Origin of the sequence: Thermococcus piezophilus, assembly GCF_001647085.1 — an archaeon.
GTDB lineage: Archaea > Methanobacteriota_B > Thermococci > Thermococcales > Thermococcaceae > Thermococcus > Thermococcus piezophilus.
The window spans coordinates 176,721-190,820 of sequence record NZ_CP015520.1; the positions used below are offsets into that span (position 1 = coordinate 176,721).

The following is a 14,100-nucleotide window of genomic DNA, read 5'->3' on the forward strand; positions in this document are numbered from 1 at the left end:
ATGAGGATTCTAATGGTCGGGCACTATCCGCCGCACGGGGGAGGCGTTGCAAACCACCTTGATAACCTCGTCAGGGAGTTGAGAAACCGCCATGAGGTTCATGTTCTAACTTACGGGCCCGTTAAGCCGAGGGAGCACGAGAGGGAGTTTGTGCATCAGGTGATGGTGCCCCCAATCTATGGCCTCAGAGGGACGAGCTTCGCTCTCCTCGGTGCTAGGAAGATTGTCCACCTTAATAGGGAGCTTGGATTCGACCTGATACACGCCCACTTCGTCGGGACGACGAGCTATGCGGGTGTCCTAGCAAAGGAGAGGTTGGGACTCCCACTGGTCGTCACCGCCCACGGCAGCGACCTCGAGCACACGGCGAAGCTAACTCTCGGAAGGTTCTACGTCAAAAAAACGCTCTCTTCGGCCGATGCAATTATCACCGTGAGCCACAGCCTCGCCAAGAAGGCGCTCTCTCTGGGGGCAGAGGGTGTCCACGTAATCCCAAACGGTGTCAGGCCCCTGGAAGAGAAACCATGGAAGGGCAAATACATCACGTTTATAGGGGCACTGAGGGACTACAAAAGCCCCGAGACGTTCATTGAACTGGCGAGAGTCTTCCCAGAGCTTGAGTTCCTCGTAGTTGGCGACGGCTCGCTTAGGCGGAATCTTGAGATGGAAGCACCGGAGAACGTCAGGTTCCTCGGATACAGGCAGGATATCGATAGAGTCCTCTCCAAAAGCCTCATGCTCGTGCTTCCTTCCAAGAGGGAAGGCTTTGGGCTGGTAATTCTTGAGGCGAACAGCCTCGGTGTTCCCGCTGTTGGGAGGAACGTGGGGGGAATAGCCGAGCTTATAAGGAACGGAAAGAACGGTCTGCTCTTCGACGACTTCGACGGTCTCGTGAATGCCGTAAAATCTCTCTTGAAGCCCAAGACGAACAGAAAAGCCGGAGAAATCGGAAGAAGGATAGCGGCGCTCTATTCCTGGAGCGTTGTTGCCGAGGAGGTCGATGGGGTTTACCTCAAAGTCCTTGGGCAACGTTTTTAACAAGCTTTTTTTCGGTAAACGTTGGGTGAGAGGATGACGGTAGTAATCAACATTCGAGAAGGTCTCGATGAGAGAAAGATTAGGATAGCCGCGAGGTTCATATTGGAGGGAAAGCTGGTTGCCTTTCCAACTGAGACGGTCTACGGTCTTGGCGCCGATGCCCTCAATGAGAAAGCCGTTAAGAGAATCTTTAAGGCCAAAGGAAGACCAGCTGACAACCCGCTCATCGTTCACATAGCCGACTTCAAAGACCTGAATAAACTCGCAAGGGAAATCCCAGAGGAGGCAAAACTGTTAGCTGAGAGGTTCTGGCCGGGCCCCTTAACGATTGTTCTCCCTAAGAAGGATGAAGTCCCGAAGGTCACCACGGGCGGCCTCGATACTGTCGCGGTCAGAATGCCTTCTCACCCAATAGCCCTCGCGCTCATAAGGGCCAGCACCCCGATAGCAGCCCCATCAGCCAACGTAAGTGGTAGACCAAGCCCCACCCTGGCCGAGCACGTCATAGACGACTTCTACGGGAAGATAGAGTGTGTAATCGATGGCGGGGAGACTAAAATCGGCGTGGAGTCCACAGTCATTGACCTGAGCGATGAAAAACCAACCCTGCTAAGACCCGGCGGACTGCCACTCGAGGAGATTGAGATGGTCATCGGCGAGGTTGAGATACATCCCGCGGTCAGGGGCAAGCTCGTCGATGTTGCCCGCTCGCCGGGGATGAAATATAAGCACTACTCTCCCGAGGCCCAGATCATCGTAGTGGAAGGCCCAATGGAGCGTGTCAGAGAGAAGATAAAAGAGCTCGTTAAGGAGTATCAGGGGCAGGGGCTCCGCGTGGGAGTGATGGCGACGGAGCCCTACGAGTGCGATGAGTTCTTCCACTTCGGGGACACTGAGGAAGAATTCGCCAGAAACCTCTTCAAAGCTCTGAGGGAGCTTGATAAGAGGGGAGTGGATATAATAATCGCCGAAGGGATCGAGGAGAGAGGACTTGGATTCGCCGTGATGAACAGGCTCAGAAAAGCGGCTGGATACAGGATAGTATGGGCGTAGACAATACTTAAATATTTAAAACTTTAAATATAATCAAAATAACCTTCTGACTTAAATCATGTGAGGTGAGGAATTTGGCAACCACCATTGGACTTGAGGGGCCAGAAGAGCTGGAGCAGCTTGCCTTCAAGAAGATCAACGAGGGAAAGATTAAGGACGGGCTTAAATTAATTCTTCGCGCTGCGAGAGGTTATGAGAAGGAGGAAAGGAAAGAAGATGCCGCAAGGCTCTATAAGTACCTCGGCTTTGTTCTGCGTGAAAAGGCAGGTTTAATAGAGAAAGCCCGCCCCTTCCTTCTGAAGAGCGCTTACCTCTACATAGACCTCATCGAGGAGGAAATAACCCGTCTTGAGGTAGATATAGATACCCTCGACGGGTACTGCTCCAATGTTTTAGAGATTTTCTTGACCCTAAAGGACGAGAGAAACCTCCGGAAATACGCAGAGGAATTCGCGGCTATATACGAGGATCTCGGCAAGTCGTACCAGGACAACGACGACATATCAATGGCAATTCGGGCGTATGAATCAGCGTACAGGTACTATGAGATAACTGACGACATTGAATCATACAAGAGAATCGCAGAAACGTTGATAGCCCTGTACGGACAGGCTGCAGAGGAGCGGCTCAAGAAGGGCGACTCGAGGGGCGCGGCGGAAGCTTTCTATAAGCTCGCGAGCTTCATCAGGGCAATATTCGGCTACGACATTCACTTCATTGAAATGATGGACACCGCCGGCAAGAACTTCGAGAAGGCGAGCAAGGTAGCATACTCCAATGGCGACCTTGATGAAACGACTACTTGCCTCGTAAAGGCTCAGTATGCTTACCTCCTCGCCAAGAACTACAACAGGTCTAAGCTGATAGGCATAAACACCATAAGGATGCTCTACCAGATAATAAGCTCCCACCGATCGCGCGGAGATGATGAAAAAGCTGCCGAGAAGCTTGTAGAGCTTGCAGAGGCTCTTATTGGTGTCAGAAAAATTGAGGAAGCCATGCAGGCCTACAAGAGCGCCCTAGAAATCAAAAGCGATCTGTGCTTCAGGGTCAAGATCCGTCTGGCCATCCTCAAACAGTTCGCAGCTTCAAAGGGAGATGAGAATATCCTCGAGGAGGTCGAAAAAGTGGAATACTATGCCAGCAAGAAAAACTATATGAAGGCTCTTGAGTTAGCAGAGAACACCCTTCAAAAGATGTCAGAGCTCGAGGAAATCCGGAACATGCTCTACGAAGCGGAGGGCATTTATCAGTAAAAACAGGAAAAAGTGAACGGTCAGGACTTAACCTCGACCCTCGGAAGCGGTATGTGGTATGGAAGACGCATCTCCTTGGCGAGGAGCATTATTATCGGGGAAACTTCCTTGGTTATGAAGTTGACTACCTCGGCGAAGGTGATGGGGTCCATCTTCTTTTCATCTTCCCAGAGGTTCAGTATCTCGTCCATCTTGTCCTTCTGGGGCGGGACGTACAGGATAATACCCTCAATGGCGCCCTGGGCGACCTTGGGGTTGTAATCGATCTCATACCTGAAGAGAATCTCGATACCGTTCATCTTCCCAGTTGGTGTGCGTATCTCCCCGAGACGCATATCCTTAACCTTCGGTGAGAGCCTGACCTCAATCTGACCAGAAGGCACTACAATGGTCTTCTTCTCCATTTCAATCTTAGTTATGTTAAATCCGAGCACTGGCATTTTTCACCACCCCGAAGTCATTTCAACTACATATAAAACACTATCGGTAGACCTTTAAACGTTTGGGTTCTAAAAAAAACGATGCCGGGGAAAAAAGTTGTTAGAGTCTGGGACGAGAGAGAAGTTGTCTACTCCCCCAAACGCTGGCGCTACCTGTGGGAGAAGCGTGAGAGGGCGTTGAGCATAATAGAGCGCCTTGAGCAGTTTGACCCACGTCTCTATGGAAGTGTCGCGAGGGGAGACGTAAAGAAGAACAGCGACATAGACATATTCATCCCCTACAAGGTTCCGAGCTATCTAATCGAACTCGCCCTTGAGGGACTCGTGAGCAGGAGAAAGATAGTCATGGCAACTCCGTGGCACATCATAAAGGGTGTCATCGAGATAGACGAGGAAACCACCGTCACCTTTCCGCTGATAGAACCGACCGACAGGGAGCTGGAGTTCTACCGCTGGGGCGGGGCCATAGACTTGTGGGGTGTGAAGACTAAGCAGAGAGTTTCAGGGGTGAACAAAAAGCTCATCCTCATAATTCCAACCGAGAAGGGCCACATCGAGAGTGAAGTGGTCGGAAGGGAGAGCGAGGTGGCGAAAATTCTAGGGGTGAGCATCGACATCGTAACCGAGCGCGTTCACGTCTTGACGAGGAGGGACGCTATAGGGAGGACCGGAATATACATCAACGAGGAAGTGCCAGACTGGATGAGCTTTGAGGAGGCACTGAAGCTCATAGCGGACAGGGACCCGAACGTTAGGAGAAAAGTGAGGGAAAGGGGAGGGGTTTAATTCAGTACTTTGGACTTCCTTTTATACATATCTCACAGATTCTTGATTATAATTGTGAATGATTTGTATGTAAATCATGTTCAAATTTTCACAAACTTTGTTTATAATTACCTAATCCGAGTCTAATAATATAAACCTAAATGCCTATTCTCACAGAACTCTAGAACTTTAATACATCCCCTATGACAATACTATTCTAACGTCCAGCCCTTATGCAAACCTAATGTTTGCCTATAATCTCTTAAGAACTTGTGTAATGCAACCAAAGAGATTATAACATCTTCTTGTAGTGCTTTATTATGTCATCTCCAAGATATTTGTAATCACACGGATTCTCCGTACCATAAAATCATTCCAAATAGTTATTCTATCAATGGGCAATATAGTAAACCCTATAAACTTTTCGATGATTCAACTATTAATAGAAAGATCAAGGAAAGATTAGGACCTTTGTTCACACCTTACAGCACTTCTCCTTCATGTGCGCCGGGAGAATCTCCTTGAAGCTAGTGTACTTCCAAAGGGCCTTTGGAAGCTTAACGACGCCCTCCTCAGTCTGGTGGTTCTCCAGGATGGCAACTATTGCCCTCGATGTAGCTATAGCGGTGGAGTTGAGAGTGTGGACGAAGCGCGGCTTTTCGTGGGTCTTGTCGCGGTAGCGGATGTTCAACCTTCTAGCCTGCCACTCCGTACAGTTGCTCGCCGAAACGACCTCCCTGAACTTGCCCTGGCCGGCCATCCAGGCCTCGATGTCGTACTTCTTAGCGGCAACGTAGCCCAAATCTCCAGTACAGATGTTCACAACCCTGTAGGGAATCTCAAGCTCTTGGAATATCTCCTCGGCGTTCTGGATGAGCTTCTCGTGCCACTCCCAGCTCTCCTCCGGCTTTGCATAGACGAACTGCTCGACCTTGTGGAACTGGTGAACACGGAAGATTCCCTTCGTGTCCTTTCCAGCGGTTCCGGCCTCCTTTCTGAAGCACGGACTCACACCAACGTAGAGGAGTGGTAAATCCTTGCCCTCGAGTATCTCGTTGGCGTGCATTCCAGCGAGTGGGTGCTCAGCTGTTGGAATGAGGTATAAATCCTCCTCCTCGACCTTGTAGATAACGTCCTCGAAGTCATCGAAGCTCGTGACGCCTTCCTCGACGTAGCGTCTGACCATGTAGGGCGGAATCACAGGGGTAAAGCCCTTCTCGATAAGCTTGTCGATGGTGAAGCGGATTAAGGCAAGGTCAAGTATGACGAGCTCGTTGAGGAGGTAGTAAAAGCGCGAGCCGCTTACCTTCGCGGCCCTCTCCAGGTCAGCGCCATGAAGGAGCTCCAGCATATCCACGTGGAGCTTAGGCCTCCAGCTCAGAACCTCATAGTCCATCTTTCCGAGGCTCTGCTCCTTGAAGGACTCGAGGAAGCCTTCCCAAACTTTAGCCTTCCCCCAGAACCTTATGGGGACGTTCTCAGTGTCGTCTTTACCAATCGGAACGCTCTCGTGGGTAATGTTCGGAAGCCTCCAGAGGTAGTAGTCAATCTTCGCTCTTATCTCCTCGATTTCCTTCTCGAGGGCCTCTATCTGGGCGACTATCTCCTTGCTCTTGGCTAAAAGATCATCAACGGGCTCGTCAGCCTTCTTCCTCTTGCCTATCTCGACGGCTATCCTGTTCCTGTCGCGCCTGAGATGGTTTATCTTCCTGAGGTTTTCGCGCCACTTGGCGTCAAGCTCGAGGATCTCGTCTATCCACTTGAGCTTCTCAATTTCCCCGCGCTTGATTAGGTCCCCCTTGACCAGATCGGGGTTTTCACGGATGAGCTTTATATCGAGCATAGCCTTCACCTGGGAAATGAACGGCGCGGGAGTTTAAAAAGGATTTGATGGGGATTTTGACGTTCTGGCAAGAACCCGGGTCGTGTCAAGTTAACGACCAACGGCCGCGGTTACCCGGATGGGCAAGGAAAAGAGAAAAAGAACTCATCCAAAAAACGTAACTTCGACTTCCTCTCCCCCATCCAGTATCTCAACGTTCTCATGCACCTCTATAAAGCCGTCAGCATCAATGAAGCTCGTCACCGCTCCACTGCCCTTGAGTATCGGAACGGCATTTTCTCCCTCGACTTTTACGGGCAGGAACTGCATCCTGCCCTTTACCGAGAAGACCTTGTGGGCGAGCCTTTTCTTGACCTTTCTGACCTCGCTTTCCCTTCCCAGGAGTTTCCTCAGGAGTGGAGCGACCAGCAGGGTGAAGTTCGTGAGGCAAGACGTCGGATAACCCGGCAGACCGAATATCGGCTTTCCGTCAATGAGACCGATTATCGTCGGCTTCCCCGGCTGTATCGCTATGCCGTGGATGTAAACCTTACCGAGCTCACCGATTATCGATGACGTTAGGTCCCTTATTCCCCCGCTCGCGCCGCCGCTGAGGATTATGATGTCGCAGCACTCAACGCCTTTGAGGATGAGCTCCTTTAAGCTGTCTTTGTCATCCTTTGCTATGCCAAGGAAAACGGCTTCTCCCCCAAGTTCCCTAACGGCGTCGGCTATCGCTCTGCCGTTGATATCATATATCTGGCCGTATCTAAGCTCAGTCCCAGGCAGAACCACCTCATTGCCCGTGCTTATCACCGCCACCCTCGGCTTCCTGAAGACCTTAACCTCCGAAAAGCCAATCGCTGAGAGCAGAGCAGTCTCCTTGAAGCCAAGCCGCGTCCCAGCCCTTAGGAGAAGCTTTCCACTTGGAATGTCGGTGCCCCTCTTCATAACCCCAAGGCCAGGATAGGCAGGCTTGTAGATGATTACTTCGTCTCCTTCCCTGTCCACGTCTTCGAACTGTATCACAGCGTCGGCGTTCTTTGGAAGGGGGGCGCCAGTGGATATGTAGACGCTCTCGCCCGGCTTGAGTTCCACCGTCGGCGTATCTCCGGCGTTTATCTCGCCGATGACCTTCAGTTTCACAGGCTCGCTCTCGCTTGCCATGAATGTGTCTTCAGCCCTAACCGCGTAGCCGTCCACCGTCGCCCTGTCAAAGGGGGGAACGTCTATGGGGCTCACCACGTCCTCCGCGAGAACCCTTCCGAGCGTCTCCTCGAGCGGGACCTTCTCGACCCTTCTCTCCAGTGGAAAGGATTCTATGACCTCGAGTGCTTCCTCCAGTGGAACTACCTTCAGGAACGCCATTCTATCACCAAGAAAAAATAGGGGCGTTGCTATAAATGGGTTACGTAAAAGAAAGCGTTTAACTCACCACTCATCGTCCTCTTCCCAGTCCTCCTCCCAATCTTCTTCCCAGTCCTCGTCCTCCCACTCTTCATCTTCCAGGTCCCACTCATCCTCTTCGAGAAACTCTTCTTCCTCGAACTCCTCGACCTTCTTCTTTTTCTTTGGAGGTTGCATACCCATCCCCGTCCCTACTTGCTAATAATGGCTTATAAATTTTTTCTGGTAAATTGGGGTTTTTCGGGGCCAAAATTATTGATTAGGACGGTTAGAAAGGTTTTTAATTGTAAAGACCTACTAACGACCATGAGAGTGGCCATCATAACTAGCGATGCTCGTGTTTACTACACCGCGACCAAGGTGCTGAAGGAGTACAATATACCCTTCCACAGCCTCCGCATGGGAGATACGATTCCCTTCGACGTTGAGGTCGTGCTGACTGGCGAAAAGGATTACGATAAAATCGACTTCCCTGTTAAAGTCATAGTCGGGAACGAGAACTTCATCGACGAGCTGCTCGCAAAGCTTGAAGGAAGGGAGCGTTTTAAAAAGGTCTACATTGCCATAGACCCCGGAGAGAGACCCGGTCTTAGTGTCGTCGCGGACAACCGCGTGGTAGAAGTTCACCACCTGAAGAGCCCGCGCGACGTCGGGATAATCATCGATCTGCTCGAGAAGTACCCAGCAGCTAAAATCAAAATCGGACACGGCGCAAAGAGGCAGAGGATACTGATGTTGAAGGCGCTTGGAGATCTGCTCGGCTGCGATTATCCAGTCATCGTGGTGAACGAGTCGAGGACAACGCCAAAGGTGGGTGGAATAGAGGTTTCGCAGGTACAAGATATCGTGGCAGCCATAAACATAGGACTACGCGATGGCCGACAGGTTCCGATAGGTGAGCTCATAGAAGTCAAAGAGCCAACCAAACGTGAGATCGAAGATATAAAACGGCGGAGCCGCGAGTTAAGCGGGATGATAACCATCTCATCCAAGCTGGCCCGTGAAGTTGCACTTGGAAACATGACCTTGGAGGAGGCCATTGAAAAGCAGAAAAGGAGGAGGTCAAGATGATCTTCGGTAAGGATGAGGGGAGGTATGAGAAAATAAAGCTCCGCGTGGCGGAGGCTCTCAAAAGGGACGTCGGAAGGGGCATCGTACGCTTTGATAAAAAATACCAGCGCCAGCTCGGGGTTGGGCCGGGCGACATCGTCGAGCTGATTGGAGAACGCTCAACGGCTGCGATAGTGGCAAACCCTCACCCCGACGACAAAAACCTGGACATCATAAGGATGGATGGTTACATAAGGAGAAACGCCGGGGTAAGTATAGGAGACTACGTCACCGTTGCAAGGGCGGAGGTTCAGGAGGCCAAGAAAGTCGTCCTTGCTCCAGCCCAGAAGGGAGTTTTCATCCAGATACCCGGCGATATGGTCAAGCAGAATCTCCTAGGCAGGCCAGTCGTTAAGGGAGACCTCATCGTCGCCAGCGGGCGGAGCGAGACGGGTTACTATACTGGATCGCCCTTCGATGAGTTACTCAGGGGGTTCTTTGAGGCCATGCCCCTCGGCTTCGGTGAGCTGAAATTCGTCGTCGTCAACACCAACCCCAAGGGCATAGTCCAGATAACCTACAACACAGAGGTTGAGGTTCTCCCGCAGGCAGTTGAAGTCCGTGAGGAAACCATCCCAGAGGTAACCTACGAGGACATAGGCGGTCTCAGCGATGCGATTCAAAAGATTCGTGAGATGGTCGAGCTTCCGCTCAAACACCCAGAGCTCTTCGAGCGCCTTGGAATAGACCCCCCGAAGGGTGTGCTCCTCTACGGTCCACCTGGAACTGGAAAGACGCTCCTCGCTAAGGCCGTCGCCAACGAGGCTAACGCCCACTTCATAGCCATCAACGGGCCAGAGATAATGAGCAAATTCTACGGTGAGAGTGAAGAGCGCTTAAGGGAGATATTTAAAGACGCGGAGGAAAACGCACCAAGCATAATTTTCATCGACGAAATCGATGCTATTGCACCCAAAAGGGAAGAGGTTGTTGGAGAAGTCGAGAAGAGGGTCGTCTCGCAGTTGCTTACCCTGATGGATGGCCTCAAGAGCCGCGGAAAGGTCATAGTCATTGCCGCCACCAACAGGCCCGATGCGATAGATCCGGCCCTCAGAAGGCCAGGAAGGTTCGACCGCGAGCTCGAGGTAGGCGTGCCAGACAAGCAAGGCAGAAAAGAGATACTCCAGATACACACCAGAGGGATGCCTCTTGAGCCGGACTACGACAAGCAGACTGTCCTCAAGGTCGTGGGAGATCTCCTGAGGAAGGAGACTTTCGAGGAGGAGAGGCTCAAGAAGATAATGGAAAAGGTTGAAAATGCCAAGAACGAGGAGGAAGTCAAGGAAATCCTAAAGGACGACGGAGAGATCTACGCGGAGGTCAGGTTGAGGCTCATCGACAAGATGCTTGATGAACTGGCCGAGAAGACCCACGGCTTCGTTGGAGCTGATCTGGCAGCGCTGGCAAGAGAGGCAGCAATGGTCGTCCTCAGGAGGCTCATCAAAGAGGGCAAGATAAGCCCCGAGCAGGAAAGGATTCCGCCCGAGGTTCTTCAGGAGCTGCGCGTCAAGAAAGCTGACTTTTACGAGGCTCTGAAGATGGTGGATCCCTCGGCGCTGAGGGAAGTCCTCATCGAGATGCCCAACGTCCGCTGGGAAGATGTCGGAGGCTTGGAGGAAGTCAAGCAGAAACTCCGTGAAGCCGTCGAGTGGCCGCTCAAGTACCCAAAAGCCTTCCAGAGGCTCGGAATCGACCCACCGAGGGGTATACTGCTCTACGGTCCACCTGGAACTGGTAAGACCCTCCTCGCCAAGGCCGTCGCTACGGAAAGTGAAGCCAATTTTATTGGCATCCGTGGGCCAGAGGTTCTCTCAAAATGGGTCGGTGAGAGCGAGAAGCGCATAAGGGAAATCTTCCGCAAAGCTAGACAGGCCGCCCCGACTGTCATATTTATCGACGAGATCGACGCAATAGCGCCAGCAAGGGGTAGCGACATGAACCGCGTCACGGACAGGCTGATCAATCAGCTCCTGACAGAGATGGACGGAATCGAGAAGAACAGCGGTGTAATGGTTATAGCAGCCACCAACAGGCCGGACATTCTCGATCCAGCCCTGCTCAGGCCAGGAAGGTTCGACAGGATGATACTCGTGCCAGCGCCGGACGAGAAGGCCAGACTGGAGATACTCAAAGTCCACACCAGGCGTGTTCCTCTCGCAGGGGATGTCAACCTCAAAGAGCTGGCAAAGAGGACTGAAGGCTACAGCGGTGCCGACCTGGAAGCCCTCGTGAGGGAGGCGGCGCTTATGGCGATGCGCAGAATAATGTCCAAGCTTCCGAGGGAAGTCGTAGCGGAGCAGAGTGAAGAGTTCCTCGAGCAGCTGAAGGTATCAAAGAGGGACTTCGAGGAGGCACTAAAGACGGTCAGACCGAGCATAACGCCCTACATGATAGAGTACTACAGAAACTTCGAGGAGACCAGAAAGACCCAGGAGGAAAAAGCGGGGAAGATGGACTACTTCACCTTCTGATTTTCATTTCTATTTTGGAAAAAGTTTTATACGTTGGTGTCCAACCGTTTACACGATTAAACCAAGGGGTGGATGAGATGGTCAGGATAATAGCTTCCAAGCTTAGGGACGTCGAGCTGATAACTGACACAGGAATAAGGCTCGGCTGGGTTTACGATCTTAGCTTCGATGAGGAAACAGGCAATATTCTCGTTATCGTAGCCGAGCCCGACGAGGACCTCGACACGAGCGAGTTCGTTACGGATCACGAGGGGCTTCTGCTAATTCCAATAAGCGCCGTCAAGAGTATCGGCGAGGTTATCATCATAGACTCCAGCAAGCTCGCCGTCAAGTCCAAGCTCAGGAGGATCGGCTCAGTAAATAAGACAGAAGCAACCGAGGGGTGAGTCTACTCCCTTTTAATACCCATCGTAGAGCCTTTCCGCCAAAAACCTTGGAAGATCAGCTTTGATTATCTTTCTGACCGCTTCCTGGACATCATATTCTACACGATGGAACTCGATTTTTTGAGTCTCAGTATCGATAAGGGCATAGCTCGCCCTCCAGTCGCCGTCCCTCGGCTGGCCGACGCTGCCGGGGTTGATTATCCTCCTGCCAGCTATCTCCTTGAGCATTGGAACGTGCGTGTGGCCGACGAGGAGGTCGTCCTGCTTAACGTAGCTCAGAACGGCCTTGAACTCGCTATCAGGAAGCCAGGGAAAGAGATATTCATCCAGCGGTGCCCTCGGCGAGCCGTGAATTAAGAGGTAGCTCCTCCCAGCCTCATCGATGAACAGTTGCCTTACGGGCAGTTTCCTCAAGAACTCGAGATTCTCGGTGCTCATAACGCGCTGGTGCCACCTAACGGCCTGTCTCGCGTAGGGGTTGAAGCCCCACTCGGTGCCAAAGGCTATCGCGTTGTCATGGTTTCCCCTGACACAGAGTATTTTTCTCCGCTCCATCTGCTCCCTGAAGAACTCCACAACCTCGTTTGGTGAGGCACCGTAGCCGACCAGATCCCCCATGCAGAGGATTACGTCAGCGTCTTTAACCTCATCCCACACCGCCTGGAGAGCTTCCCAGTTGGAGTGAACATCGCTTATTAAGGAGATGAACATAGCGTTCCCCATCCAATGTTCACAGAAGGATATTAAAAACCTAGGCACACGCCTGAAGCCAAGAATATTAAGTCAACGAACCATTATGACAAAGCTAAAATCCATAAAAGGCCCAGAGAAAGCCATGATGGCAAAACCCAAAAATATAAGGTAGAAGGGGCTCACTCCCTCCTCTGTATCTTCTTCCAGCGGCTCCAGCGGTAGAGGGCAGCGAGCGCCTTTATCGCCCTCTCCGGCTCTGGGTAGGCTGGAATGCCCTCCTCGTTGAGCATGTCTATGGCTTCCTTGGCTTCTATGCCGCCGACGATGGCAACGACAAGTGGCTTCTTCCTGCCGCTCTCGTTGTACTCGCGGATGACTATCTTGGCGAGATCCCTCGGATCAAGCACGGCCGTCTGGCAGTAGAGCACAGCAATGCTGTGCATGTTCGGGTTCGCCAGGGCGTCCCTTATGGAACCCTCATAGGCCTCCGCGCCGGCCATACCGGTCAGATCAACGGGGTTCTTGTAGGAACCGAAGGGCGGCATGTGGTTGGCGAAGACCTTCAGGTCTTCCAGGTTGTCGTAGAGGTGCAGACCCTCTTCCTCAGCGGCGTCGGTGGCCATAACTCCAATTCCACCGCCGTTGGTGAGTATGATGAGGTTCTCGCCCTCTGGCTCCGGCAGGTTGCTCAGCGTTCTCGCCCAGTCAAAGGCCTCACCGATGGTTAAGGCCCTCAGAATACCGCTCTGCTTGAAGGCGGCCTCGTAAATCTTGTCGGCACCGGCGAGCGAGCCAGTGTGGGAGGCTGCAGCTTTAGCACCGCGCTCGCTTCTTCCGGCCTTGATGATGATAATCGGCTTCTCCAAGCTGACCTCCTTGGCAACCTCCATGAAGCGCCTTCCGTCCTTGACGCCCTCCATGTAAATGAGTATAGCATTGGTGTTGTCGTCGGTCTTGAAGAACTCAAGCAGATCGGCGTCATCGATGTCGCTTTTGTTTCCAACGCTGACAACAGCTGAGAGACCGACCTTCTCGAGGATGGTCCATCCCATGAGAGCTATTCCAAGAGCACCGCTCTGGCTGATGAGGGCGAGGTTACCTGGCATGACGTCGGTTGGGCCAAAGGTGGCATTCATCTTGGCTGGAGTGTAGACGACGCCGAAGATGTTCGGGCCAAGGATTCTCATACCATACTTGTTGGCGATCTCCACGAGTTGCCTCTCGATCTTCTTGCCCTCCTCGCCGAGCTCGCCAAAGCCAGAGCTTATGATGGGAAGAACTTTAACGCCCTTCTTGCCGCACTCCTCGACGACCTGCGAGACAAACTTGGCGGGAACAACTACAACCGCCATATCGACGTCATCAGGAATATCGAGGATGCTCTTGTATGACTTAAACTTCCTGCCATTCATCTCGATTTCAACGCCCTTAACGTTAACTGGGTAGATTTTTCCCTCGTAGCCATAATCAATAAGGTTCTTCATAATTGCGTATCCTATCTTGCCCGGCTTCTCCGAGGCCCCAATGATGGCGATGCTTTTTGGTCTGAAAAGTGCCTCCAAACTCATCTCCTTCACCCCTGGTGATATTTACAGTTTTCACGTCAGTAAAATAAGTTATAACTTTTCTCTTCACGTTTTGACGATAACCGAATCGGCA

At 52.0% G+C, this 14,100-nt stretch carries 13 protein-coding genes; 7 read left to right on the plus strand and 6 right to left on the minus strand.

The window, feature by feature from the left end; all coding sequences use genetic code 11:
* The 3 genes from A7C91_RS00925 to A7C91_RS00935 all read left to right on the plus strand — a co-directional run bounded on the left by A7C91_RS00925 (nt 1) and on the right by A7C91_RS00935 (nt 3,347).
* Nucleotides 1-1,038 carry a glycosyltransferase family 4 protein gene (locus tag A7C91_RS00925; protein WP_068664118.1) on the plus strand — a complete coding sequence of 346 codons (1,038 nt, stop codon included), beginning with the start codon at nt 1-3 and terminating at the stop codon, nt 1,036-1,038.
* A 33-nt stretch (nt 1,039-1,071) separates the two neighbouring features.
* Nucleotides 1,072-2,091 (plus strand): L-threonylcarbamoyladenylate synthase, encoded by a 1,020-nt coding sequence (locus A7C91_RS00930; RefSeq protein ID WP_068664120.1) that lies wholly within the window; start codon nt 1,072-1,074, stop codon nt 2,089-2,091.
* A 65-nt stretch (nt 2,092-2,156) separates the two neighbouring features.
* Nucleotides 2,157-3,347: a hypothetical protein gene (locus A7C91_RS00935; protein ID WP_394326658.1), complete on the plus strand. Its 1,191-nt coding sequence runs from the start codon at nt 2,157-2,159 to the stop codon at nt 3,345-3,347.
* 20 nt (nt 3,348-3,367) lie between these two features.
* Here A7C91_RS00935 and A7C91_RS00940 read toward each other — a convergent pair whose 3' ends face one another.
* On the minus strand, nt 3,368-3,787 hold the full coding sequence (locus tag A7C91_RS00940; protein ID WP_068664122.1) for a hypothetical protein: 420 nt from the start codon (nt 3,785-3,787) through the stop codon (nt 3,368-3,370).
* An 81-nt stretch (nt 3,788-3,868) separates the two neighbouring features.
* Between A7C91_RS00940 and A7C91_RS00945 the strand changes: the two genes are divergently transcribed.
* Nucleotides 3,869-4,573 (plus strand): nucleotidyltransferase domain-containing protein, encoded by a 705-nt coding sequence (locus A7C91_RS00945; RefSeq protein ID WP_068664124.1) that lies wholly within the window; start codon nt 3,869-3,871, stop codon nt 4,571-4,573.
* Between the two features lie 454 nt (nt 4,574-5,027).
* Here A7C91_RS00945 and serS read toward each other — a convergent pair whose 3' ends face one another.
* The 3 genes from serS to A7C91_RS10935 all read right to left on the minus strand — a co-directional run bounded on the left by serS (nt 5,028) and on the right by A7C91_RS10935 (nt 7,964).
* Nucleotides 5,028-6,395: a serine--tRNA ligase gene (gene serS, locus A7C91_RS00950; RefSeq protein ID WP_068664126.1), complete on the minus strand. Its 1,368-nt coding sequence runs from the start codon at nt 6,393-6,395 to the stop codon at nt 5,028-5,030.
* Nucleotides 6,396-6,539: 144 nt separating this feature from the next.
* Nucleotides 6,540-7,742 carry a molybdenum cofactor synthesis domain-containing protein gene (locus A7C91_RS00955; protein ID WP_068664128.1) on the minus strand — a complete coding sequence of 401 codons (1,203 nt, stop codon included), beginning with the start codon at nt 7,740-7,742 and terminating at the stop codon, nt 6,540-6,542.
* Nucleotides 7,743-7,805: 63 nt separating this feature from the next.
* Nucleotides 7,806-7,964: a hypothetical protein gene (locus A7C91_RS10935; protein ID WP_199920059.1), complete on the minus strand. Its 159-nt coding sequence runs from the start codon at nt 7,962-7,964 to the stop codon at nt 7,806-7,808.
* A gap of 123 nt (nt 7,965-8,087) precedes the next feature.
* On the opposite strand from A7C91_RS10935, the gene A7C91_RS00960 reads away from it, so the two are divergent.
* The 3 genes from A7C91_RS00960 (at nt 8,088) to A7C91_RS00970 (ending at nt 11,748) form a co-directional block, all read left to right on the plus strand.
* Nucleotides 8,088-8,852, plus strand: coding sequence for a hypothetical protein (locus A7C91_RS00960; RefSeq protein ID WP_068664130.1), 765 nt, complete (start codon nt 8,088-8,090; stop codon nt 8,850-8,852).
* Nucleotides 8,849-11,362 (plus strand): CDC48 family AAA ATPase, encoded by a 2,514-nt coding sequence (locus tag A7C91_RS00965; protein WP_068664132.1) that lies wholly within the window; start codon nt 8,849-8,851, stop codon nt 11,360-11,362. The genes A7C91_RS00960 and A7C91_RS00965 overlap by 4 nt, the downstream gene beginning before the upstream one ends.
* Before the next feature lie 77 nt (nt 11,363-11,439).
* Nucleotides 11,440-11,748, plus strand: coding sequence for a PRC-barrel domain-containing protein (locus A7C91_RS00970; RefSeq protein ID WP_068664134.1), 309 nt, complete (start codon nt 11,440-11,442; stop codon nt 11,746-11,748).
* Between the two features lie 12 nt (nt 11,749-11,760).
* Here A7C91_RS00970 and A7C91_RS00975 read toward each other — a convergent pair whose 3' ends face one another.
* Both A7C91_RS00975 and acs read right to left on the minus strand, forming a co-directional pair.
* Nucleotides 11,761-12,459, minus strand: coding sequence for a metallophosphoesterase family protein (locus A7C91_RS00975; RefSeq protein ID WP_068664136.1), 699 nt, complete (start codon nt 12,457-12,459; stop codon nt 11,761-11,763).
* Nucleotides 12,460-12,620: 161 nt separating this feature from the next.
* Nucleotides 12,621-14,009 carry an acetate--CoA ligase alpha subunit gene (acs, locus tag A7C91_RS00980; protein WP_068664138.1) on the minus strand — a complete coding sequence of 463 codons (1,389 nt, stop codon included), beginning with the start codon at nt 14,007-14,009 and terminating at the stop codon, nt 12,621-12,623.
* Nucleotides 14,010-14,100: the final 91 nt, after the last annotated feature.

What these genes read in the sequence shown, in the direction of transcription:
- A7C91_RS00925 (WP_068664118.1), top strand. Translation starts at nt 1, where the DNA reads ATGAGGATTCTAATGGTCGGGCACTATCCGCCGCACGGGGGAGGCGTT.
- A7C91_RS00930 (WP_068664120.1), top strand. Translation starts at nt 1,072, where the DNA reads ATGACGGTAGTAATCAACATTCGAGAAGGTCTCGATGAGAGAAAGATT.
- A7C91_RS00940 (WP_068664122.1), bottom strand. Translation starts at nt 3,787, where the DNA reads ATGCCAGTGCTCGGATTTAACATAACTAAGATTGAAATGGAGAAGAAG.
- A7C91_RS00945 (WP_068664124.1), top strand. Translation starts at nt 3,869, where the DNA reads ATGCCGGGGAAAAAAGTTGTTAGAGTCTGGGACGAGAGAGAAGTTGTC.
- serS (WP_068664126.1), bottom strand. Translation starts at nt 6,395, where the DNA reads ATGCTCGATATAAAGCTCATCCGTGAAAACCCCGATCTGGTCAAGGGG.
- A7C91_RS00955 (WP_068664128.1), bottom strand. Translation starts at nt 7,742, where the DNA reads ATGGCGTTCCTGAAGGTAGTTCCACTGGAGGAAGCACTCGAGGTCATA.
- A7C91_RS10935 (WP_199920059.1), bottom strand. Translation starts at nt 7,964, where the DNA reads ATGGGTATGCAACCTCCAAAGAAAAAGAAGAAGGTCGAGGAGTTCGAG.
- A7C91_RS00960 (WP_068664130.1), top strand. Translation starts at nt 8,088, where the DNA reads ATGAGAGTGGCCATCATAACTAGCGATGCTCGTGTTTACTACACCGCG.
- A7C91_RS00965 (WP_068664132.1), top strand. Translation starts at nt 8,849, where the DNA reads ATGATCTTCGGTAAGGATGAGGGGAGGTATGAGAAAATAAAGCTCCGC.
- A7C91_RS00970 (WP_068664134.1), top strand. Translation starts at nt 11,440, where the DNA reads ATGGTCAGGATAATAGCTTCCAAGCTTAGGGACGTCGAGCTGATAACT.
- A7C91_RS00975 (WP_068664136.1), bottom strand. Translation starts at nt 12,459, where the DNA reads ATGTTCATCTCCTTAATAAGCGATGTTCACTCCAACTGGGAAGCTCTC.
- acs (WP_068664138.1), bottom strand. Translation starts at nt 14,009, where the DNA reads ATGAGTTTGGAGGCACTTTTCAGACCAAAAAGCATCGCCATCATTGGG.